Origin of the sequence: Pseudochrobactrum lubricantis (assembly GCF_041929865.1) — a bacterium.
GTDB classification, from domain to species: Bacteria; Pseudomonadota; Alphaproteobacteria; order Rhizobiales; family Rhizobiaceae; genus Pseudochrobactrum; species Pseudochrobactrum saccharolyticum.
On record NZ_JBHEEE010000002.1, the window covers coordinates 467,623 to 490,527 of the forward strand.

At 52.3% G+C, this 22,905-nt stretch carries 23 protein-coding genes; 8 read left to right on the forward strand and 15 right to left on the reverse strand.

Going from position 1 to position 22,905, the window contains the following annotated elements; genetic code table 11:
- Window positions 1-130: 130 nt before the first annotated feature.
- On the reverse strand, window positions 131-373 hold the full coding sequence (gene purS / locus JNC80_RS06675; RefSeq protein ID WP_121993372.1) for a phosphoribosylformylglycinamidine synthase subunit PurS: 243 nt from the start codon (window positions 371-373) through the stop codon (window positions 131-133).
- A 108-nt stretch (window positions 374-481) separates the two neighbouring features.
- A complete protein-coding gene (purC, locus tag JNC80_RS06680) occupies window positions 482-1,246 on the reverse strand; it encodes a phosphoribosylaminoimidazolesuccinocarboxamide synthase (RefSeq protein ID WP_022711521.1) in 765 nt (254 codons plus the stop codon).
- A 314-nt stretch (window positions 1,247-1,560) separates the two neighbouring features.
- On the opposite strand from purC, the gene JNC80_RS06685 reads away from it, so the two are divergent.
- On the forward strand, window positions 1,561-1,881 hold the full coding sequence (locus JNC80_RS06685) for a DUF1476 domain-containing protein (protein ID WP_075654849.1): 321 nt from the start codon (window positions 1,561-1,563) through the stop codon (window positions 1,879-1,881).
- 160 nt (window positions 1,882-2,041) lie between these two features.
- Window positions 2,042-2,809 carry an HpcH/HpaI aldolase family protein gene (locus JNC80_RS06690; RefSeq protein WP_376709901.1) on the forward strand — a complete coding sequence of 256 codons (768 nt, stop codon included), beginning with the start codon at window positions 2,042-2,044 and terminating at the stop codon, window positions 2,807-2,809.
- Window positions 2,810-2,840: 31 nt separating this feature from the next.
- Here the strand turns inward: JNC80_RS06690 and JNC80_RS06695 are convergent, their stop codons facing one another.
- Window positions 2,841-3,389: an alpha/beta hydrolase gene (locus tag JNC80_RS06695; protein WP_151159023.1), complete on the reverse strand. Its 549-nt coding sequence runs from the start codon at window positions 3,387-3,389 to the stop codon at window positions 2,841-2,843.
- A gap of 291 nt (window positions 3,390-3,680) precedes the next feature.
- On the opposite strand from JNC80_RS06695, the gene JNC80_RS06700 reads away from it, so the two are divergent.
- Window positions 3,681-4,517, forward strand: a complete 837-nt coding sequence (locus JNC80_RS06700; protein ID WP_376709902.1) for a VOC family protein — start codon at window positions 3,681-3,683, stop codon at window positions 4,515-4,517.
- Between the two features lie 72 nt (window positions 4,518-4,589).
- On the opposite strand, the gene purB is transcribed toward JNC80_RS06700, so the two are convergent.
- From purB to JNC80_RS06735, 7 genes are all read right to left on the reverse strand, one after another.
- Window positions 4,590-5,891: an adenylosuccinate lyase gene (gene purB / locus JNC80_RS06705; RefSeq protein WP_221720250.1), complete on the reverse strand. Its 1,302-nt coding sequence runs from the start codon at window positions 5,889-5,891 to the stop codon at window positions 4,590-4,592.
- A 94-nt stretch (window positions 5,892-5,985) separates the two neighbouring features.
- On the reverse strand, window positions 5,986-6,663 hold the full coding sequence (gene rpe, locus JNC80_RS06710; protein ID WP_075654852.1) for a ribulose-phosphate 3-epimerase: 678 nt from the start codon (window positions 6,661-6,663) through the stop codon (window positions 5,986-5,988).
- Between the two features lie 115 nt (window positions 6,664-6,778).
- Window positions 6,779-7,702, reverse strand: coding sequence for a lipid A biosynthesis lauroyl acyltransferase (locus JNC80_RS06715; protein WP_376709833.1), 924 nt, complete (start codon window positions 7,700-7,702; stop codon window positions 6,779-6,781).
- A gap of 88 nt (window positions 7,703-7,790) precedes the next feature.
- Entirely contained in the window at window positions 7,791-8,819 is a 1,029-nt protein-coding gene (locus tag JNC80_RS06720) for a zinc-binding dehydrogenase (RefSeq protein ID WP_075654854.1), read from the reverse strand.
- A gap of 51 nt (window positions 8,820-8,870) precedes the next feature.
- Window positions 8,871-10,145 (reverse strand): beta-ketoacyl-ACP synthase, encoded by a 1,275-nt coding sequence (locus tag JNC80_RS06725; protein WP_113944946.1) that lies wholly within the window; start codon window positions 10,143-10,145, stop codon window positions 8,871-8,873.
- A 12-nt stretch (window positions 10,146-10,157) separates the two neighbouring features.
- Window positions 10,158-11,321 carry a beta-ketoacyl-ACP synthase gene (locus tag JNC80_RS06730; RefSeq protein ID WP_376709835.1) on the reverse strand — a complete coding sequence of 388 codons (1,164 nt, stop codon included), beginning with the start codon at window positions 11,319-11,321 and terminating at the stop codon, window positions 10,158-10,160.
- 258 nt (window positions 11,322-11,579) lie between these two features.
- Window positions 11,580-11,861 carry an acyl carrier protein gene (locus tag JNC80_RS06735; protein WP_022711508.1) on the reverse strand — a complete coding sequence of 94 codons (282 nt, stop codon included), beginning with the start codon at window positions 11,859-11,861 and terminating at the stop codon, window positions 11,580-11,582.
- A gap of 370 nt (window positions 11,862-12,231) precedes the next feature.
- Here JNC80_RS06735 and JNC80_RS06740 point away from each other — a divergent pair, with 370 nt between their 5' ends.
- The 4 genes from JNC80_RS06740 to JNC80_RS06755 all read left to right on the forward strand — a co-directional run bounded on the left by JNC80_RS06740 (window position 12,232) and on the right by JNC80_RS06755 (window position 17,037).
- The gene (locus JNC80_RS06740) at window positions 12,232-13,188 is read left to right on the forward strand and encodes an AEC family transporter (RefSeq protein WP_376709836.1); all 957 of its coding nucleotides are present in this window, start codon (window positions 12,232-12,234) and stop codon (window positions 13,186-13,188) included.
- Window positions 13,189-13,302: 114 nt separating this feature from the next.
- Entirely contained in the window at window positions 13,303-14,760 is a 1,458-nt protein-coding gene (locus JNC80_RS06745) for an NAD-dependent succinate-semialdehyde dehydrogenase (RefSeq protein ID WP_151159028.1), read from the forward strand.
- Between the two features lie 343 nt (window positions 14,761-15,103).
- Window positions 15,104-15,853, forward strand: coding sequence for a DUF1045 domain-containing protein (locus JNC80_RS06750; RefSeq protein WP_022711504.1), 750 nt, complete (start codon window positions 15,104-15,106; stop codon window positions 15,851-15,853).
- Between the two features lie 23 nt (window positions 15,854-15,876).
- Window positions 15,877-17,037, forward strand: coding sequence for an alpha-D-ribose 1-methylphosphonate 5-triphosphate diphosphatase (locus JNC80_RS06755; RefSeq protein ID WP_075654860.1), 1,161 nt, complete (start codon window positions 15,877-15,879; stop codon window positions 17,035-17,037).
- A gap of 152 nt (window positions 17,038-17,189) precedes the next feature.
- Here JNC80_RS06755 and dusA read toward each other — a convergent pair whose 3' ends face one another.
- Window positions 17,190-18,230: a tRNA dihydrouridine(20/20a) synthase DusA gene (gene dusA, locus JNC80_RS06760; RefSeq protein WP_376709837.1), complete on the reverse strand. Its 1,041-nt coding sequence runs from the start codon at window positions 18,228-18,230 to the stop codon at window positions 17,190-17,192.
- A gap of 86 nt (window positions 18,231-18,316) precedes the next feature.
- Window positions 18,317-19,021 (reverse strand): TIGR02281 family clan AA aspartic protease, encoded by a 705-nt coding sequence (locus JNC80_RS06765; protein WP_376709838.1) that lies wholly within the window; start codon window positions 19,019-19,021, stop codon window positions 18,317-18,319.
- Window positions 19,022-19,201: 180 nt separating this feature from the next.
- On the opposite strand from JNC80_RS06765, the gene cobT reads away from it, so the two are divergent.
- Entirely contained in the window at window positions 19,202-20,227 is a 1,026-nt protein-coding gene (gene cobT / locus JNC80_RS06770) for a nicotinate-nucleotide--dimethylbenzimidazole phosphoribosyltransferase (RefSeq protein WP_376709839.1), read from the forward strand.
- Window positions 20,228-20,694: 467 nt separating this feature from the next.
- Here cobT and JNC80_RS06775 read toward each other — a convergent pair whose 3' ends face one another.
- The 3 genes from JNC80_RS06775 to JNC80_RS06785 form a co-directional block, all read right to left on the reverse strand.
- Window positions 20,695-21,174: an Lrp/AsnC family transcriptional regulator gene (locus JNC80_RS06775; RefSeq protein ID WP_022711499.1), complete on the reverse strand. Its 480-nt coding sequence runs from the start codon at window positions 21,172-21,174 to the stop codon at window positions 20,695-20,697.
- Between the two features lie 118 nt (window positions 21,175-21,292).
- On the reverse strand, window positions 21,293-21,955 hold the full coding sequence (locus tag JNC80_RS06780; RefSeq protein ID WP_376709840.1) for a uracil-DNA glycosylase family protein: 663 nt from the start codon (window positions 21,953-21,955) through the stop codon (window positions 21,293-21,295).
- A gap of 133 nt (window positions 21,956-22,088) precedes the next feature.
- Window positions 22,089-22,631, reverse strand: a complete 543-nt coding sequence (locus JNC80_RS06785; RefSeq protein WP_376709841.1) for a thermonuclease family protein — start codon at window positions 22,629-22,631, stop codon at window positions 22,089-22,091.
- Window positions 22,632-22,905 lie beyond the last annotated feature (274 nt).

Sequence of the window (22,905 nt, forward strand, 5' to 3'; positions counted from 1 at the left end):
TCGGAGCGGAAAATTATCAGCCGGCGAACTGCCGGTAATCTGATTGCCCGTAAAGGCGGTTCCCGCTTTTCCTGCAACTGCTTTAACTACTCTTCATAATATGATGTCAGATGACATCAAAAGAAAGAGATCAGGCGATGTCGAAGCTGTAATCTTCAATAACGGTATTGGCGAGAAGCTTTTCGCACATGGCTTTCAGCTCGGCTTCAGCCTTTGTTTTGTCCGCAGTTTCAAGAACAACATCAAAAACCTTGCCCTGACGTACAGAATTGACGCCATCAAAGCCGAGGCTGCCGAGAGCGCCGACAATGGCTTTACCCTGAGGGTCGAGAACGCCGTTTTTCAGTGTGACGGTGACGCGTGCCTTAATCACTTTGTTATCCTGTATTTTAGAAGAGGGAATGTACAGTCTCCGCAACGCGGAAATACTGCCTGAAAGACACAGCCCGGAAAGCGGCAGACTTCCCGGGCTGAAATGACGTTATTTAACCAGTGTCGGGCCGGTAGGGCGCGGCGGCTCGTTCTCGTTGATAATGCCGAGACGGCGTGCCACTTCCTGATAGGCCTCAACCAGACCACCCATATCGCGGCGGAAACGGTCTTTGTCCATTTTCTCGTTGGTGGCAACATCCCAGAGACGGGCTGAGTCCGGCGAAATTTCATCGGCCAGAACCACGCGCATCATGTCGCCTTCGAACAGACGGCCGCATTCGATTTTGAAATCGACCAGCTGAATGCCGACGCCGAGGAACAGGCCGGTGAGGAAGTCGTTGATACGGATGGCAAGTGCCATAATATCATCGAGCTCTGCAGGGCTTGCCCAGCCAAATGCAGTGATATGCTCTTCGGAGACCATCGGGTCATCGAGCGCATCGGCTTTGTAGTAGAATTCAATGATTGAGCGTGGCAGAACAGTGCCTTCTTCAATCCCCAGACGCTTGGCCAGTGAGCCGGCGGCAACATTGCGCACAACGACTTCAAGCGGAATGATTTCGACTTCTTTAATCAGCTGCTCGCGCATGTTGACACGGCGGATAAAGTGGGTCGGAATGCCGATCTTGTTCAACTGCGTAAAGATGTATTCGGAAATGCGGTTGTTCAGCACTCCCTTGCCATCAATCACTTCATGCTTTTTGGCATTGAAAGCGGTGGCATCATCTTTGAAAAACTGAATGAGCGTGCCTGGCTCCGGTCCTTCGTAAAGGATTTTGGCCTTGCCCTCGTAAATACGGCGGCGTCGATTCATGGGGTTTAGGAACCTCTGGGGTTTGCTGAGACCGTTTTGAGACGTCTCGTCTCATCCCGATGTTTCAGGAAGCGGCCACTGCAGCCGCAATGTCTGCGTTCCCTAGCGCAAATGATAACTTTTAACAATCATCCTTTATGCCGCTATGCTGTTTTTCAGTGATTGTTTTATGCTTTTTCTGTGCGCAGCCTCTGGTTGTGCCATTATGCGAACCCTATATGCCTAAAGCAGCCATGCATTACACTGTGATTTCGTTGCGGGCGGCGTATAATAAAGATCAAGAATAAACCGACTAACTGATATGTGAGGGACCTATGAGCGGAATGGACGAACGTCGCAATACATTCGAAAACAAATTTGCCCATGACGAAGATCTGCGGTTCCGCGCGATTGCCCGGCGCAATAAAATGCTTGGCCTCTGGGCTGCTGAAAAACTCGGTAAAACCGGAGAAGACGCACAGGCTTATGCCGGTGAAGTGGTTCGTGCAGATTTTGAAGAAGCCGGTGACGAGGATGTTATCCGCAAAATTACCGCTGATTTCAGTGCCGCATCGGTCAATGTCAGCGATGCTGAGTTACGTGTGCAATTGCTTGATTTGCTTGAGGAAGCTGCCAAGCAGATCAGCGCTGAATAATCAGTCTTTATAGAACTTCTGAAAAGCCGCACGGAACGCTCCGTGCGGCTTTTTTATTTGATGTTTACTGTGAAGCGCATAGACGCCTTTTTCATTGCGCTCTAAGGTGTCCGTCGGGAACATTCTGAAATATAAGACACATACAGGTGCATTCATGACAATATCACACTCTTTGGTCACCCGTTTGCGCTCCGGCGAAACGGTTCGTTCCGCTTGGAGTACTATCTCTGATCCGCTTTTGCTGGAGAATATCAGCGCTCTGGGCTTTGATGCGGTGACGATGGATATGCAGCATGGTTCGCATACCGAGGCCAGCATCTGTCAGGGTATCGGTACAATAAAAGCCGCCGGTAAGCCTGCTATTGTGCGTATTCCAGTCGGTCGCTTTGATACAGCCAGCCGCGCTCTGGATTTCGGAGCCAATGCGGTGATTGCTCCGATGATCAATTCCGTTGAAGATGCGCAAGCCTTTGCCGCTGCCATGAAATATCCGCCGGTCGGTGAGCGCTCATGGGGGCCGCTGCGCAGTGATATCAGCTACGGGCAGGCCGGTTCCAATGAATATTTGCGCACGGTTAATCAGGAAACATTGAGTTTTGCGATGATCGAAACCCGTGCAGCCTATGAGGCGCTGGATGATATTCTGGCTGTGCACGGAATTGATGGTGTGTTTGTCGGGCCTGCGGATTTTTCAATTGCATGGAGCAACGGCCGTGAAGCCAATCCGCTTTCCGAGGATATTGTTGAGCCGCTGACGCGGATTGCGCAAAAAGCAGCCGCAAGCAACAAGCTGGCCGGAATTTATGCGCCCAACAGCGGATTTGCCAAACGGTATAATGCTCTGGGCTTCCGTTTCATAACGCTGGCCTCGGATCGGGGCTATCTGGCTGCCGGTGCATCGGCGATGCTGAAAGCATGGGATGAATAATAAAAAAGCCGCTTTTAAGCGGCTTTTTCTTTCAGAGCTTGGACAGAAACTGGGTGAAGACCATGGTGCCTTCCGGCCATGGGCCATGTCCGGATTCTGCATTAATGTGACCGGCTTCACCGGCATCAATCAGCAGCGAGCCCCATGCATTTGCAATATCTTCGGCCGACTCAAATTTTGAGAACGGATCATTGCGGCTGGCAATGGTGATGGCCGGAAACGGCAGGCGCTCACGCGGATAAGGGCCGAAAGTCATCAGATGTTTCGGGCGAATCGTTTCATCCAGCACATCCGGCGGCGCGACGAAAAAGCCGCCGGCAACCTTGTCTTTGATATGCGGAATAGCATGCACAGCTGTTGGCACACCCAGCGAATGCGCGACCAGCACGACAGGCTTAGTGGCTTCCTCAACATGCTTGATGAGGGAAGCAACCCAGTCTTCGCGAACAGGCTTTGACCATTCTGCCTGCTGCACACGGCGGGCGGTGGAGAGCTTATTCTCCCAGCGTGTCTGCCAGTGGTCAGGACCGGAATTGGTATAGCCGGGAATGATGAGGATATCTGCGTCTTTAACTTTCATATGCCTGATTTACTCTGCCTGAAGCGTTTATTCAATATTGCTTCTGCGTATCTCTGCTTGGCGGAGAGCGCAGTTTTCACTGCCATTCATATTATTATTCAGAGACATATTTTAAAGATGATGCCGTAAATTGTTTCATCTCAGTGGACAGTTTTGCGATTTCTGCGGCGATTGTATTTTATTTTGTGAACAGCGTGTTTGCCGCTCTGTGTATTGCAACTTGTCCGGCGACGAGCGATTTATAGGTTATCTGAAAGTAACCGCTAAACCTGTTATTGCTGTCGGCAGACAATTCCGCGGTGCAGAAACGGGGATGAAATTATGACTAAATTACCATTTGCAGTGACACGTCCGGCTTATGTTGAACGCGTCGGGCTGAAGTCGCGCGATGCTGAAACGCTGGCGCAATATTATGAAAATATTGTCGGTCTGCGTGAAATGGCACGTCGCGGCTCCTCGATTATTCTTGGTGCAGGCGGGCGGGAATTGCTGGAGATTGAACAATCTTCGGCTCTGAAGCCGGAAGATCCGCGCAGTGCCGGTCTGTTTCATACCGCTTTTTTGTTGCCTGAACGCGCTGATCTGGCACGCTGGATACGTCGCGCTATTGACAAGCAGCTGCCGGTTGCCGGTGCATCCGATCATGCGGTGAGTGAAGCTGTGTATCTGACCGACCCTGATGGAAATGGTATTGAGATTTATACTGATCGTGCGCCGGATACATGGAAGTGGAACGGCGATCAGGTGCATATGGTGACCGATGCCATGGATGTGAATGGTCTTTTGCAGGAGTTGAACAATGCGCCGTCAGAGTGGACAAAAGCGCCGGAAGGCACTGTTGTCGGCCATGTGCATCTGCGTGTCGGGCAAATTCAGCCTGCGGATGACTGGTGGCATGATGAGCTGGCATTCGATACCGTAGCAAAATACGGCTCAAAAGCTGTGTTTCTGTCTTCCGGCGGTTATCATCACCACATTGCCAATAATATCTGGCAGAGTGCTGGCGCCGGTAAACGTGATCTTGATCGCAGCGGTCTGTCCTTTGTGCAGATCAATGATACGCGTGATGTAAAAACGCGCGTGATTGATGATCCGTGGGGGAATGAGATCCGCATCAATAAAATTTAATGTTCTGAAATGCAAAAATCCCCGCCATGATCATCATGACGGGGATTTTTATTGTCTTAATAATAGGCTCGATTATTTGAATACGCGGTTGAAAATCGTATCAACGTGTTTGGTATGATAGCCGAGGTCGAATTTCTCGCGGATCTGCTCTTCGGAGAGTGCTGCGCGGACTTCCGCATCGGCCAGCAGTTCTTCGAGGAAGTCTTTGCCCTGTTCCCATACCTTCATCGCATTGCGCTGAACGAGACGATAAGAGTCTTCACGCGATACGCCAGCTTGAGTGAGAGCCAGCAGCACGCGCTGCGAATGTACCAGACCACGGAACTTGTTCAGGTTGTTCATCATATTTTCAGGATAAACAAGCAGCTTCTCGATCACGCCGGTCAGACGGGCGAGGGCGAAGTCGAGCGTGATCGTCGCATCAGGGCCGATCATACGTTCAACGGAAGAGTGCGAAATATCGCGCTCATGCCACAGAGCCACGTTTTCCATTGCAGGCAGCGCCATGGAGCGAACCATGCGGGCAAGACCGGTCAGGTTTTCTGTCAGCACAGGGTTGCGCTTATGCGGCATTGCCGACGAACCCTTCTGACCCGGTGAGAAATACTCTTCGGCTTCCAGCACTTCTGTGCGCTGCAGATGACGGATTTCAACAGCCAGACGCTCAACAGAAGAAGCGATAACCGCCAGAACCGAGAAGTACATGGCATGACGGTCGCGCGGGATAACCTGTGTGGAAACCGGCTCGGCTTTCATGCCGAGCGACTTGGCAACATGTTCTTCAACGCGCGGGTCGATATTGGCGAATGTGCCGACCGCACCGGAGATTGCGCAGGTCGCGATTTCTTCGCGTGCAGCAACCAGACGGGCGCGGCAGCGTTCAAATTCCGCATAGGCCAGTGCCATTTTAACGCCGAACGTAATTGGTTCAGCGTGGATACCATGGCTGCGGCCAATGGTGATGGTGTCTTTATGTTCGTAAGCGCGGGTTTTCAGCGCTGCCAGCAGCTTGTCGAGATCAGCGAGCAGCAGATCGCTGGCACGCATCAGCTGTACGTTGAAGCAGGTGTCGAGAACGTCCGACGAGGTCATGCCCTGATGGATGAAACGGCTGTCAGGACCGACAAATTCAGCCAGATGGGTGAGGAATGCGATGACGTCATGTTTGGTGACGGCTTCGATCTCATCAATACGGGCAACGTCAAATTTCGCCGCGCCGCCTTTTTCCCAGATGGTTTTCGCGGATTCTTTCGGGATAACGCCGATTTCAGCCAGTGCATCACAGGCGTGAGCTTCAATCTCAAACCAGATGCGGAATTTGGTTTCCGGCGACCAGATGGCAACCATTTCAGGGCGGGAATAGCGCGGGATCATGTGCGTTTCCTAAAGTGTATTAGACGGGAGAACCGGTGAACCGGTCGTTTTAAAAATTTCAGGCGGATATTGCTATCCGCCTGTCAGAATTCAATTAAGCGCGGCCTTGCTCCGCAGCCTTGCGGATTGCCTCGACATTGGCACGGTAACCTTCAAGATTGCCGGCCTTATAAATGGAGGAACCGGCCACCAGAGAATTGGCACCGGCTTTAGCTGCAGCACCGGCATTCTCTGCCGTGACACCGCCGTCGATCTGCAAATCAATCGGACGATTGCCGATCAGTGCATTGAGCTGTTCGATCTTCGGCAGCATGGAGGTGATGAATTTCTGACCGCCGAAGCCCGGATTAACAGTCATTGCCAGAATGAGATCAACATCATCAATCACATTTTCCAGCACCGAGGCAGGGGTACCCGGATTGATCGCAACACCGGCTTTTTTGCCGAGGTTGCGAATGGCCTGCAGCGAGCGGTGCAGGTGAGGGCCTGCCTCTGCGTGAATGGTGATAATGTCCGAACCGGCCTTGGCAAATGCTTCCAGATAAGGATCGCAAGGTGCAATCATCAGATGGGTATCAAACACTGCATCTGTATGCGGGCGGATTGCTTTTACCACATCCGGACCAAAAGTGATGTTTGGTACAAAATGCCCGTCCATCACGTCGATATGAATCCAGTCTGCACCGGCAGTCACAACATCTTTGATTTCCTGACCAAGCTTGGAAAAGTCAGATGCGAGAATGGAAGGTGCAATGATAATCGGGCGGGACATGAGGAGATCCTTGTTTCTAAGCCTTGAGCGAGGCTCTGTTCCGTTTGCAGGCGGTTAGCACGCTATGCGCATCCATACAAGTTTATGTGAAGTCGCATGTGCCTAAAGTCATGGATTAGCCCCAACGTTTGTGGAACCACATCCATTGACCCGGATATTCACGCACCCAGCCTTCAACCGTGTCGTTGAGCAATTGGGCAGTGGCAGCAATATCAACCTGACCATTTGCATCACGCGGCAATTCCATTGCTTCCGATAATTCCAGACGGTAGCGACCGCCAGGCAGGCGGATGCAGCGTGCCGGATAAACATCGCAATCATATTGACGGGCAAGTTTGGCCAAAAGCGGATTGGTTTTTACAGGCAGGTTGAAGAATGTGCTCGGCACGCCGCGGGCGAACTTCTGGTCAACAAGCATGCCCACATTGTCATCTTGTCCCAGCACCGCAGCGAGCGACCATGCAGCACCGGCTTTGGATGGCACCAGATGCCCCATATTGGTTCGGCGGGCTTTCAGCACTTTGCGGGCGATGAACGGATTATTCGGCGGACGGAACAGCGCGGTAACATTGAGGCCGAAAGTTGCGGCGCAAATCGGCAGTAGCTCAAAATTACCGGTATGGGCGGTGAAGAATATATGCGGCTTTTTCTCATCGAGCAGACGACGGAAAATCTCTTCGCCCTCGACTTCAATCAGGCCTTTTTCTGTCGCGTCAGGATCAAAATCGAAGATCGCATCGAGAAACACATATTCAGCCAGCAGACGCGCCATGCTGTCCCACATTTCCAGTGCGATTTCTTCAATCTCCTGAGGCGATTTTTCAGGATAGGCATTGGCGAGATTGCGTGTTGCCACTTTATGACGTGACGACAGCGGGCCGATTTTGCGGGCAACCCAAGCGGAAAACCGGATGGCGGCTTTGGCAGGCAGCAAACGAAGCAGCGCCAGCAAAATGAAGACTGCCTGCGCCCACAGCCAGTAATTGGCAATTTTCAGCTTTTGCCAATATTTGAACGCAAGGAGTTTCAGCTTGAACATGTGGTGCCTTAAGTCTTGATAAATTTACAGCGACCTGTGCGTTAAAACACAGGGCGCTGCAAGATAATCCGCATTGATAAATTGAGGATCAGTCAATTTTCAGAATGATTTTGCCGAAGACGTCACGGGTTTCCATGCGCTTCAGAGCTGTGTCGATATCTTCAAAGCCGACCACAGTATCAATCACCGGAGAGACAATGCCCTGAGCCATTTTCTGCATGGCATCGGCCATGTTTTCCATGCGGCAACCGAAGGAACCGAGCAGTTTAAGCTGCTGCTGGAACAGCATCATCAGGTTCATATTTGTCGAAACACCGGAGGTGGAACCGCAAGTGACCAGACGGCCGCCGCGCTTCAGTGACAGCATGGAGCCAGCCCATGTATCGGCACCAACATGCTCGAATACCACGTCGACGCCTTTTTTCTTGGTGAGCTTGCGCATAACACCTTCAAAACGGTCTTCACGGTAGTTGATAACGTGATCGGCACCGAGCGCTTTGGCTTTTTCGATTTTGTCGTCTGAACCAACTGTGGTGTAAACCGTGCAGCCCATTTTCTTGGCAAGCTGAATAGCAGCCGTACCAATACCGGAACCACCGGCCTGAATAAGAATGCTTTCACCCGGCTGCAGCTTGGCATTGTCGAACAGCATATGTTCAACGGTACCGAAAGTGACAGGGGCAACAGCCGCGCCGATTGCATCAACACCCGGAGGTGCAGGGATCAGCAGGCGTGCTGGCAGATTAACAGCCTCACAGGCGAAACCATCGAGGTGGAAGCCATGAACACCGGAAACATGTTCGCAAAGATTGTCGCGGCCTTCGCGGCAGGCTTTACACAGGCCACAGGTACGGGCGCCGTAGATTGACACCAGCTGACCCGGCAGAACATTGGATACGCCTTCACCGATTGCGGTGACAACGCCCGATGCTTCCGCGCCGATGACCAGCGGCATTTTGCGTTTGGCAAAAGCCATGCCGCGCCAGCCCCATACATCGATATGGTTGAGGGCAACCGCTTTGATATTGACGGTAACTTCACCAAAACCCGGCTTTTCAGGAGCCGGAATGTCGGTGATTTCCAAGCGGCGGTCATCGAGAAGCTGTAATGCGCGCATGTTTGAGTTCTATCCTTATTAAATTTTGAGTGCCTGTACGGAGTTGCGCGCTTATTGATGCGCTGCAACCACGAGGCTGGCATTCTGACCGCCAAAGCCGAAAGAGTTCGACAGAATGGCAGTGACATTGGCATCCCGTTTTACATTCGGCACCACGTCGAGCGCGATTGCCGGATCAGGATTGTCGTAATTGATGGTCGGCGGCAGTGTTCCGGTCTGAATTGTCAGCAGCGAGAACACGGCTTCAATCGCACCGGCAGCCGTCAGTGTATGACCGATCATCGACTTGTTGGACGAAACCGGAATTGAGCTGATGCGTTCACCGAAGACGGAGGACAGAGTGTGATACTCCATCTTGTCATTTTCCGGTGTCGATGTGCCATGTGCGTTGACATAGCTGATATCGTCAATGGTCAGACCTGCATCATCCAAGGCTGCGCGCACAGTGGCGATAGCCGGTGAAGCATCTGGGCTGGAACGGGTGCGGTGGAAATCATCCGCCTTTTCGCCGCAACCTTTGAGAATACCGAGAATTTTTGCACCGCGGGCAATGGCACTTTCCAGCGATTCCATCACCAGAGCGCCGGAACCTTCAGCCATAGCAAAACCATCACGGTCTTTGCTGAATGGCTTGGAAGCCTTGTGCGGCTGGTCATTCTGCGTGGACAGAGCGGAAAGCAGTGAGAAGCGGATCAGTGCTTCAGCGGAAACAGAACCGTCTGTACCGATGGCCAGAACGCGGTCGCTTTCACCACGGCGGATTGCTTCAACACCGGACTGAATAGCGGTCGCGCCTGATGCGCAAGCGGTGGACATGGTTACGGGCAGGCCGCGTGTGCCGAAAATATCAGCCAGACGCTCGGCAATATAGCCGAATTGTGTGGTGTTGAATTCGTCCATACGCGGATTGTTGCGGCAGGCTTCGAGCAGCAGCTGATAGCTTGGTTCACCCTGATTTTTTACCAGTGCGTCCAATGCAAAACGGCTTTTCCAGTCCAGTTCAACCGGTGGCGCTGCCAGAAACAGCGGGCCGCCGAAATCTGTAACCGACAGACCGGACTGGGCAATGGCTTCCTCACCGGCAAGACGTGCCAGTTTTTCAGACAGAGCAGATGCGCCGATTGTGCTTTCCGGCAGGAAATCTACTGTACCGGCGATGCGGGTCTTGAGATTTTCGGTCGGAAAACGGTTGATTTCGTGAATGCCGGACTGACCGCCGGTCAGGGCGTTCCAGTTATCTTCCTTGCCGGTTCCCAGCGGGGAAACAACACCGGCACCGGTTATGGCAACGAGAGGGCGGCCGAGATGATCGGTAAATTTTGACATGGTGACCTCCGATCAGGCTTTTACAATAATGGCTGCACCTTCGGAGCGGGTGGCTCCGACGGTCAGTGCTGTGGCGCGGTCAAGCGCACCGCTGCGTGCTGTTTCATCACCGGAAAGCGGAGCAAAAGCTTCGCCTTTCCAGACGCTGAGTGCGGCAAGCGCAAGTGCCAGAGGGAACTGTGCTTCACGCATATGGCCGAACAGGCCGGATACACCGCGGTAGCTGGCAGATTTAGCGCTCAAAGCTGCTTTTTCTGCAGCTGTCGGCTGATGGGCGCCGGATGCACCGGACACAACAAAGCTATTGTCTTCAATCAGTGCTGAAACAGCTGCGGTCAGGTCTTCCTTGCCGCGACGGATCTGACCGCTGGAAATGGATTCAATCTCACCATAGGCGCGCGCGCCACGGGCTTTGGCGTGTTCGGCTTCTTCAAGAACGAGGAAGATGCCGCCGGAGCCGGTAATCATACCGCCGCCCTGCGAGCCTTCACGTGCCCAGACCGGAGCCCAGCCGTCGGACTTAAGGAAACCGCCGAGCTCATGGCCGAGCAGCATGTCGAAATGTTCCGCATTGTAAGAACCGCCAACGAGAGCATGGGTGCTCTGGCCGGTGCGGATGCGGGCTGCTGCAGTTTCTACAGCGGAAATGCCGGAACCTTCTTCACCCATGAAAGTGCGCGAAGAGCCGGTAACTTTATGAACAATTGAAATATTGCCGGCAAGCAGGTTGGAAAGCTGCGCCAGAAACAGCGTCGGGCGCAGTTCTGTGGAGAGCTTTTCGTTGAGAATTAAACCAGGCTGGTTATTGCCGCGGCCTGCATCGAGAATTTGTGTGTCCACGCTGATATCGCGTTCGCCGCCACCGGCGCTCACAATCATATCCATTGTGGAGCAGAGCGCTTCATTCTCTTTGATACCGGCATCCTGCAAGGCAAGACCTGCCGCATAGGTACCGAGACGCTGCCATGTTTCCATCTGGCGCTGGTCGGAGCGCTTCGGAATTTGCTGAGACCAGTCAACTTCGCCCAACGGGTGAACTGTGTAAGGAGCGAAATTCTCTGTATCGAGCTTCGGCTGCGTCCCTGCTGATGTGAGGGCAGACCAATGGGCTTCCACGCCTTCACCCAGAGAGGTGATGAGGCCGATGCCGGTGATGAGAACTTTTTTGCTGTGCATGAGCTGCTCGCTTGATTTCCGGTCGTAACTTACCCGAAGGCAGGATCTTACAGTGGTATAATTATGACAGGGACAGATTTATCCCTGAAACATACTTATCAATGACAAAAGCCGCATCAAGCGGCGATCAATGTTTTGTGATTTACTCACATTTATAAAGCACTGCGTGTTTGAGATAACACGCGGTTATAAACCACTGCCTGTAAAAAGACGCGCGGTATGGTTTGTTTTCCACACTGCGCGTCAATTTAACTTAAATTAGGCCTGTTTGGCAGCGACGAGTTCGTCGATTTTTGCGCAGAGATTCTTCAGAACGAAATATTCTTCAGTATCTGCTTTGCCTTCGTTCACTTCCTGAGTCCACTGTTCCAGAGGAATCTTGATACCGAAAGCTTTATCAATTGCGAAAACGATGTCGAGGAAATCAAGGCTGTCGATGCCCAGATCGTCGATTGTATGGCTTTCAGGCGTAATGGAAGCGCGGTCAATTTCGCTGGTTTCAGCAATAATATCAGCTACTTTGTCAAATGTTGAGGACAATTTGAAAATCCTTGTATCAGGCCCGAACCAGCAGGCATCGTTGTTTAATCAGGGCGTGTCTAGCGTTTTTCGCTCAAAAGGGAAAGATATATTCCCCCTCTGAGTAAGACCCTGAGAATATGAAGATCTTCCGCTTGTGCCATTTTGCAACAGCTTGTCTGATAAGCGGGGATCAATTTACACATATTATATTCTGAAAAGCGTTATGCAATTTTCAGAATATGCCCTGACTGATCTTTCATATTGCGCAAATTTATGAAGAAATCAGCAAGAGTTTGGCGATTTACAAGAAATTTGTAAATCTGCGCAGGAATCAAGAATGCTTTAAAGCATAATTTCTTCGCGGCATTGCAGATAAGTATGGTGAAATATGGGTCTCGCGGCCACAATTACAATTATCTTCAGCATTATTATGCTTGGCTACCTATTTGCGAGGCTGAAGATATTGAGCGATACGACCGGAGATGGTCTCGCTGATTTCGTATTTGTCGTCTCTACGCCGCTGTTGCTTTTCCGTACAATGATGACCGCTGATTTTCAGTCGAGTAATCCTTGGGAATTGTGGCTGGTCTATTTTACCGGTGTCGTTGTTGCATGGACTGCCGCGCATTGCGGAATCCGTTTCATGTTCGGCCGTGACCGGCGGGCAGGCGTCGTGGCCGGTGTGACCGGCGCTTTTTCCAATCTGGTTTTTCTTGGCATGCCGTTGATGCTCGGCGTTTACGGTGAGGCGGGGCTGGTGATTATTTCGTTGATTATCAGCATTCATATGCCGCTGATGATGGCCGCATCGCTGATGCTGAATGAATGGGCTTTGCGCAAGGACGGCATAATCAGCGGTGAAACCAGCCGCTATGATACGGCGGTTAAGTTTATCACGTCTCTGCTGCGCAATCCGCTGGTTATCGGCATTCTTGCGGGCTGGCTGGTGCGCCTTTCCGGCCTGTCGGTTCCGCAATTGCCGATGCAGCTGATTTCGATGCTGGCTGATGTATCGGGGCCTTTGGCGCTGTTTGCCATGGGGATGGGGCTGAAGAAATTCGGCATTTCCGGCAATGTGATTGCCGCCGGTGTGAATGCTTCTTTCAAACTGATGCTGATGCCTGCTGTGGTTTTTGCTATGGCATGGCTGGTCGGGCTGCCGCCTTTGACGGCTAAGGTTGCGATTACCGCTGCGGCGCTGCCGTCGGGCGTTAATTCCTATCTGATTGCCACGCGATTCGGCGTGGGGCAGGGCTTGTCTTCAACCTCGATGGTGCTGGCGACGGCCGCATCTGCCGTTACGCTGGCAATGTGGATCGCTCTGGCGCAGGCGGTTTGGGGGTGAGGCGGTTTTCGCGCTGATCCCTTGACATTATCCGCGCCAAAGCCCTTGATCTGAGCGGGAAACAAGCATGCGATTTTGAGGGTAATTGCATGTATTGTCGTGAGGAGAGAAGTTATGAATGCGAATACCAGCCGGTTTATCAAACAGGCTAATCTGATCGGCGGCCAGTGGGTGGCTGCAGATAGCGGTGCAACGATCGATGTTATGAATCCGGCGACCGGCAAGGCGATCGGCACAATCCCGAAATCCGGTAAGGCAGAGACTGCGCGCGCGATTGAAGCCGCTGCACAAGCTTTTAAAAGCTGGCGCAAAACCACAGCCAATGAGCGCTCGCAGAAAATGCGTAAATTGCATGATCTGATTTTGGCCAATCAGGATGCACTTGCTGAAATTCTGACCATGGAGCAGGGCAAGTCGTTCACGGAAGCCAAAGGTGAGGTAGCAAGCTCTGCCGCCTATATTCTGTGGTATGCGGAAGAAGCGCGGCGTGTTTATGGTGATGTGGTGCCGTCCCCTTGGGCAGATCGCCGTATTATGGTGACCAAAGAACCGGTGGGCGTTGTCGCAGCGATTACACCGTGGAATTTTCCGTCTTCTATGCTGGCACGCAAGATCGGCCCTGCTTTGGCAACGGGCTGTACAGTCGTGGTGAAACCGGCAACGCAGACACCTTATTCCGGTCTGGCATGGGGCGTGCTGTGTGAAGAAGCAGGTATTCCGGCGGGGGTAGTCAATATTCTCACTGGTTCTGCCAGCGAAATCGGCGGCGAACTGACCCGTAATCCGCAGGTTGCCAAACTGACCTTCACCGGCTCGACTGAAATTGGCAAGCTGCTGATGAAGCAGACAGCAGGCACTGTCAAAAAAGTCTCGATGGAACTGGGTGGCAATGCGCCGTTTATCGTATTTGATGATGCTGATCTGGATCGCGCGGTTGCCGGTGCGATTGCCGCCAAGTTCCGCAATTCCGGCCAGACCTGTGTTTGCACCAACCGGTTCTTCGTCCAGTCCAAAATCTACAGCCGCTTTGTTGAGAAATTCACAGAAGCTGTGGAGCAGCTTAAAGTCGGCAATGGTATGGATTCCGGTACCCAGCAGGGGCCGCTGATTGATATGAATGCGGTCGAAAAGGTTGAAGAATTCATCGCTGATGCGACCAAAAAAGGCGGCCGCATTGTTACCGGCGGTAAGCGCCACGCACTGGGCGGCAGCTATTTCGAACCGACTGTGATTGCCGATGCCAAACCGCGTATGCGCTTCACCAAAGAAGAAATTTTTGGCCCTGTTGCACCGGTCTATAAATTCAAATCCGAAGAAGATGTAATCGAACAGGCCAATAATACCGAATACGGCCTTGCCTGCTATTTCTATACGCAGGATCTCGGACGCGCCTTCCGTGTGATGGAAGGGCTGAAATATGGTCTCGTCGGCGTCAATGAAGGACTGATCTCAACCGTTGAGGCACCGTTCGGTGGTCTGAAAGAGTCCGGTCTTGGCAAAGAAGGCGGACATCAGGGAATCGAAGACTATCTCGACACCAAATATGTCTGTATCGGCGGATTAGGTCTGTAAGCCTGAGCATATTTTAAATCGCCGGATGGCATATGGATATCAATGCCATCCGTTTCAGGCTGAGATTTTTGGCAGTTATCGGAAATCTTTTCTGACCTATTTTACCAATGTGATTGCCGGATTGACCAAAAGACGCTTAACTCTGTTGATTCAAAACGTCTTTTTGTAAAAACCTGTCCGGTGTTTTTCAGTTTTTTGGGTATTGAGGCGTTTTTTCAGCATCTTGTCATAATAGGTGCGGACTGTGATTGTATAGAGCCCGCATCATCAGGCCACTTATGGCAAAGCATGGTATGACATCGTCTGACATGCCGGTTCGTAAACCTGTGAAAAAGGGATTTTTATGCGATACGGAATATATTTCACACCCTCTGCTCATGATCCGTTGCTGCGGGTGGCTGCAAACTGGCTTGGCCGCAATGCCTTTAACGGTATGGTTGTGCGCACGCCGGTGATTGGTTCCGTCAGCCCTGATGAGGTCAGTGCTCTGACTGAAGAGCCTCGCCGCTACGGTTTTCATGCGACGCTGAAGGCACCGTTTCGCCTGCATGATGATTATGAAGAACATCAGCTTCTCTCTGCGATGATGCATTTTGCCTCCAGCTATCAGGCTGTGCAGCTGCCTAAGCTCAAAGTTTCGCAGATCGGACCTTTCTTTGCGCTGGTCGTGTCCGAGCCTTGTGCGGAACTTCAGCAGCTGGCCAATGATGTGGTGGTGCATTTTGAGCGCTTTCGTGCGCCGCTGAATGCACAGGAACTGGCCAAGCGCAAGCCCGAGAAAATGGATGCGATCCACCGTGCCAATCTCGACCAGTGGGGCTATCCTTATGTGTTCGAGCAATTCCGCTTTCATATGACCCTGACCGGCGCAGTGCCGGAGGAAAAACAGGCGCATGTGCGTAATGTGCTGGAAGAGTTTTTCGCGCCCGTGCTGAATGAACCGGTCAAGATCACCAATCTGGCTCTGTTTACCGAGGCAGAATCAGGTGTACCATTTGAAGTGCACTCGCTTCACCCGCTGACGGGTAAGCCGGTTGCTGCGCAGAATACGGTTTCAGCGGAATTGCAGCTGGAAAAAGCCGCGGCTGAATAGTCCTATAAAATTTAAGAGAAGATATGTCCGCTCCAAACCAAAGTAAATCTGCCGAAACAATCCTGACCAATGCACGGATCGTGCTGCCTGATGAAATTATCAGGGGCACGGTTGTCATGCGCGACGGAAAGATTGCTGCGATTGATAATACAATCTCGGCATCGGGTAAGGATATGCACGGGGATTATCTGATCCCCGGTCTGGTTGAGTTGCATACGGATCATCTTGAAGGCCATTATGCACCACGACCGAAAGTGCGCTGGAACCCGCTGGCGGCTATTCAGGCGCATGATGCGCAGATCGCCGCCTCCGGTATCACAACGGTTTTTGATGCACTGCGCGTCGGCCATGACGGCGAATGCGAAGTCGTGATTGATGACATGCTGTTGCTGGCGGATGCATTGCAGGCTGCACAAAGCAAAGGCCGTTTGCGCGCCGAGCATTATCTGCATCTGCGCTGCGAAGTTTCGTCCAATGATTGTATCAGTGCTTTTGAGCGTCTGCGTGGCGCATCGGGAGTGCGCCTTGCATCCCTGATGGATCACGCACCGGGGCAGCGGCAGTTTCCGGATATGGAATCTTACCGCATCTATTTCATGCGCAAGAACAAAGTCAGCGAAGACGATTATCAGGTCTATTGTGACCGGCGCGTTGGTGAATCACAGCGCAACTCCGCGAAAAACCGTGCGCTGATTGCTGATTATTGCCATGCCAACGGCATTATGCTGGCAAGCCATGATGATGCGACGCAAGCCCATGTCGATGAGTCCGTGGCTCATGGTGTGGCGGTTGCCGAGTTCCCGACAACGGTTGAAGCCGCTGCGGCATCGCACTCCAACGGTATCGGCGTGATGATGGGCGGGCCGAATGTCGTGCGCGGCGGCTCCCATTCCGGCAATGTCTCTGCTCTGGAACTGGCCGAAAAAGGCTATCTGGATATTATCTCGTCGGATTACATCCCTTTCAGCATGTTGCAGGGGGCTTTCAACCTTGCTCATGTGGTGGAGCATATTGATCTGCCGCAGGCTATCCGCATGGTCAGCACCAATCCGGCAAAAGCTGTCGGTATGACAGATCGCGGCTCAATCGCAGAAGGTCTGCGTGCCGATCTCGTGCGCGTTCATGCCATTGACGATGTGCCGGTAGTGCGCTCAGTCTGGCGAGAATCTAAAAGAGTGAGTTGATCTGCCCTCTGATGGCCTGCAAATTGCACCTTTTTCCGCTTCCGGTGCTCACGTACTATAAGTACGCTGCGCTCCGGTTCTCAAAAGGCACAATTTTCGTCTCACCATAAGGCAGATTAGGTCTGCGCTTTATATTTGCAGAATAGTTGCAATTATTCCGCTGCCTGTTCCGCACGGGCGGCGTTGTTTTCTTCCACCTCGGCAGCGGTTTCGCACATCACCTGATAGGCTTTGCGGATGATCTTGCTGTCCGCATCATTGCGTGTGGCATCTGTCGAGAGAATTTGCCGCCAGCGGCGTGAACCCGCCTGACCCTGAAACAGCCCGACCATGTGGCGGCTGATATGCGCAAGACGGCCGCCATCCGCAATATGCCGGTCAGCATAATCACACATCACGTCCAGCACCTCTTCCATCGACACCGGTGCGGTTTCATCGCCATAAACGAGGCGATCCACATCACGCAGCACCATCGGTGTGTGATAAGCCGTTCGACCCATCATCACGCCGTCTGTATGCTGCAAATGGGTTGTGGTGTCATCAAGGCTGGTAATCCCGCCATTAATGCCGACAAAATGCTGCGGATAATCCTGTTTCAGCCGGTAAACGCGGTCATAATCCAGCGGCGGGATATCGCGGTTTTCTTTCGGCGATAGTCCCTGCAGCCACGCTTTACGCGCATGTACCCACAGTGCATCTGCGCCTTCCGCAATCACCATGCGGCTGAGGTCTGAGAGTGCGGCTTCCTGATCCTGATCATCCACGCCGATACGGCATTTCACCGTTACCGGAATTTTCACGGCCTGTTTCATGGCGGCAACGCAGTCTGCCACCAGTCGCGGTGTCAGCATCAGACAGGCACCGAAAGCGCCCGACTGCACGCGGTCTGACGGGCAACCGACATTGAGATTGATCTCGTCATAGCCGAAGGATTCACCGATTTTGGCGGCCTCGGCAAGTTTCACCGGATCAGAGCCGCCAAGTTGCAGAGCGACAGGATGTTCCTGTTCCGAGAAGCCGAGCAGACGGTCACGCTTGCCATGGATGGCAGCATCGGCGACCACCATTTCCGTATAGAGCAAAGTATGACGGGTGAGCAGACGGTGCATAAAACGGCAATGCCTGTCCGTCCAGTCGAGCATAGGCGCGATGGAAAAGGTTTTGGCGGCATAGAGTTTTTCTGGTCTGGTCACAATGATCTTCTTTACGGCGTCTTCTCTGCGGATGTTTCTGCGCGGACATAATGGTTAAAGACCGGCCTGTCCAGCTTGACGGTTTTTCAGTCGGTCAGGATCAACTGATCGCGCTGCACAGTATAGGCGCTCAGGCTGTTCATGAAATTCATACCCAGCAGGCTGCCGCTGAGCTGGCCTTCCTGTGAAACCAGTGCGCGCAGGTTCTGGCGGGTGATATTGCCGATGCGGATTTCCTGCAACCGTACCGATGCAGCCATGGTGCGGCCATTGGCTGTGCTGACAGGATTCGTATAGCTGAGACTGCTGACATCAATACCGACTTTTTCAGCATCAACCTGTGTCAGCACGATTGTGGAGGCACCGGTATCGACCATGAAGCGCACGCGCTGGTCGTTCACCAGTGCATTGACCTCAAAATGACCGTTGGACGATTGGCCGATACTGACAGTTTCAGCACCATCAACACTATTTCCGCTGATTGCATTGCCCGGTATCAGCCCAGCGGTGACGCGATTGGCAATATTGGTCAGTTCATACTGATATTGATAGCCGGTGACGAGGCCGAGAATAATCACCGCCCAGATTGCAATATTGCGCATCATATGATTGAGCGGAATACCGGAACCCAGCAAACCGGCAGCCACGACAATGCCGAAAATGCTCATATAGGCCGCATCGGCAAAATCATCATTGGCAAGGCCGAGTGTTGTGCCGCTCTCGTCATTGACGATCAGAACGAGCAGGAGAATGGCAATTGCTGCGATAACCAGCCAGAATAAACGGTTCATGAAGTCATTGTTCCTGAGACTGTCGGATGATCCTGCCGAAGCAGGGCATGTCTTTATATGGAGGCTTTGGCCTGCGGGCACAATAATTTCATTTTTCTGCACTTTGAAAAACTGTGAGCAGGGCGTATAGCAGGCGCAGATGAATTTCCCCCACTACGGCTAAAAGACGGATTTGATAACGTGAGTACCAGCGGACTGCCATTTGATGATTTTCGTGAACTTATCAGCCAGCTTCCGGAAGCAAGCGAATTCGCTGGCGAAGCAGTGCGTGAACGTGAAGCGCGTTTGAGCAAACCTGTCGGCTCACTCGGGCGTCTGGAAGAGATCGCGGAATGGCTGGCTGCATGGAGTGGTAAAGCCAAGCCGCAGATCATGCGTCCTCTGGTGGCAATTTTTGCCGGTAATCATGGTGTGCTGGCGCAGGGTGTAAGCTCGCAGCCGCAATCGCTGACTATGGATATGGTCAATAATTTTGCTGCCGGCGGCGCTGCCATCAACCAGATTTGCATCGCCAATGATCTGGGGCTGAAGGTTTTTGATCTGGCGCTGGAGCATCCGACTGAGGATATTACCGTGACTGCGGCGATGGATGAGCGCACCTGTGCGGCAACTATGGCTTTTGGCATGGAAGCAATTGCCGGTGGTACGGATCTTTTGTGCATCGGTGAAATGGGCGTTGGCAATACGACCATTGCTGCTGCGATTTCTCTGGCGCTGTTTGGCGGTCAGGCTGAGGACTGGGTGTCACTGGCAGCCGGTGAAGATGCAAGTGTGTTGCCTGCAAAAATCGCTGCGGTGAAAAAAGCTGTTGCCCTCAATGAAGGTAATCTGCGTGATCCGCTGGAAGTGCTGCGCCGTCTGGGCGGTCGTGAACTGGCTGCGATCACCGGTGCAATTCTGGCCGCGCGTGCCGAGAAAATTCCGGTGCTGATTGACGGTTATGTCGCCAGTGCCGCCGCAGCCATTCTGCTGGCGATGAATGGTGATGCGCTGGATCATTGCCTGTTCTCCCACGTGTCTTCCGAGCAGGGGCATTGCTTATTGCTGGAGAAAATGGGTAAGACGCCATTGCTTGATCTGAATATCAGCCTTGGTTCCGGTACAGGTGCTGCACTGGCAGCCGGTCTGGTGAAAACCGCTGCTCAATGTCATGTCTCTATGGCAACTGCTGAAGATGCCGGTATGAATGGCCGCAGCGTTTCGTAATTCGAAACACAGTCTCAGAAATAAAAAAATCCGGCCGTGTGAGCGCGCCGGATTTTTTGCAACTTTGAGGCGGTGCTTTTTCGGTAATTTTTTATTGGGATTCAAAAATAATTTGCCAAAACTGCAATTAATTGCGGTTGTGCGCAGCCTGTCAGTTTTTAAGATAGATGCGTATTGGAGTATGAGGGTTTTAAGAGCAGGCGACAATTTTACTCAAAGTAATATTTGCTGAGAAGTCAGCCGAAGGATGTATTTACGCTGGTATATCCGCTGCGTTTTTTACAATTTATATTGGCCGGTATTTCATGTCGCCTGTAGCAAAAGTGGCACTATCCTTGCCGTGGGATAGTGCCATTTTTTGTGGAGCCGGGCATTTCCTTTTGGAATTGTAATACGGGAAATGCTCTGTCTGTTTATATTTCGCGCATCTTGTTCCGAAAGCCGTTTCACACTTTTCGGGATGCGCTTTAGTTACCGTCTTTATCCAGCACCATATAATCCAGCGGCAGTTCTGTCGTATATTTGATCTGCTCCATCGCAAAAGATGAAGAAACATTACGGATCTCGATTTTGCTGATCAGGCGCTTGTAGAAAGCGTCATAGGCGGCAATGTCCGGCACCACAACGCGCAGCAGATAATCAATATCGCCGCTCATGCGGTAGAATTCCACCACTTCCGGAAATTCCTGCACGACTTCAGCAAAACGCTTCAGCCATTCATGGCTGTGAGAGCTGGTGCGCACCGAAACAAAGACTGTGACGCGGGCATTGATCTTGACCGGATCAAGCACAGCGACGCGACGCTTGATAATGCCATCTTCTTCCAGTTTCTGAATGCGGCGCCAGCACGGAGTGGTGGACAGGCCAACTTTTTTGGCAATATCTGCTACTGCCAGCGTTGCATCTTCCTGCAACAGACGGAGAATTTTTCTGTCAAGTCTGTCCATTTTGCCTCACATTAAGCGCCGAATTGTATAATTTTGAAACTATATACCTTATGGATGAGCGCGCGATTAAACGCGAAGAATATAATACTATCAAATTGCATTAAGTTAGAAATTATTTTTATCTCGACAATAAAGGCCGGATTTTTTGACGAAGCACCGGCAAAAGCTCGTTTTCAAACCACGGATTACGTTTCAGCCAGCCGCTGTTTCGCCATGACGGATGCGGCAGCGGCAGCACGGCAGGGCCGTCATTCTGATTGCTCTCGATAAAGCGCCGCCAGTTTTTCACAGTCTCGGTCATATTGAGCGGTTTTTGCTGTGCCTGTAAATATTCGCGATAACTCGGATTGCGGGTGAGATGATATGCCTGCGCATGGCTGCCAATGGCAATAATCAGCTCGATTTGCGGCATGAGATCAAACAACCGGTCATGCCATGTCAGGCGACATTCACGGCGCGGGGGCAGGTCGCCGCCATGTTTGTCATAGCCCGGAAAGCAGAAACCCATGGGAATGATCGCAAAGCGCTCTGCGTCATAAAACTCTTCCGGCGTCACATCGAGCCATTGACGCAGCCGCACACCGGAGGGGTCGTTAAACGGAATGCCGGTATTATGCACACGGATACCCGGTGCCTGACCGCAAATGGCAATTCTGGCTGTCGGGGAGGAGATGCATACCGGCCTTGGCTCATGATCCAGCGGGCGTGGACCAAGCGGCTGGTCGCGGCAAATTCTGCAGTCATTGATCTGATGTTGCAGCGTCTGCAATGCCGTTGCCATATTACTGATTGCTCCGGTTGCGCTCATTCTAGAGCGTGTCGCACTTAAGTGTACTCATGTCACTCGCTCTAGAGTCTTTGTTTGGTCGCATTATCACAGCCGTCAAGTTGGTCCAACTTGACTGTGAAATGCTCTAGCGTGACTGATTTTCCCGCCGCCATTTGCCGGGGCGTTCAAATTCCCCCGCCCATAATCCGCGTTTATTCTTGCGTGCCTGTGCTTCCTCACGCTGATAGAGGCCGTAGGAGACTGCCCAGCCTTGCTCGACCATCGTGCGGTTGAGATCCGTCTCTCCGGCCTTGCAGAAGGCAAGGATGCGATCATACTGGTCGCGTCCGTCCGCTGTACAGGTAACAGTCTGATTGCCGATCAGGCGGCGTAATTCCGCAGTCGCATTGCGCCCGCAGCCATAATCTTTACCGTCCATATTACAGTTTTGTTGGGTTTCCGGCGTATCCATGCCTTTCAGCCTTATGCGCTGCCCCTGTATGGCAATTGTATCACCATCGTAAATATGCAGACTTCCGCCGCGACCGCTCAGTTGCGCAGGCAGGGCTTCATTCTTGTTCGCACGAACAGGCTGACGCGGCTGATTGCTGCCGGAAACAGTTTCTGCCCATTGCGGCATAAAAGACTGCATCAAAGCATATATGCCCAGCAACAGCAGTGCAGTCACAATCCCTGACCGGCGAAGGAAGGAATAGGGTTTGCGATAGTGCCTGCGATTGCTGCGGCGCTGCGGCTGTCGTCTGTAAGGTTGAGGTCTGCGCCCCGAAGCAGATGGTTTCATAAGGCGGACTATAAGGCGCTGTTGCCTGAAGAAAAGAGGATTATCGTAAGCACGGCTGAAATCGTATCTGCATCATCCTGAATTGCTGCCTGCATTCAGAGAATCGATTCTGGATAGCGATTCTTCAGAAAATCCTGCTTCTCTATAAAACCAAGATTTA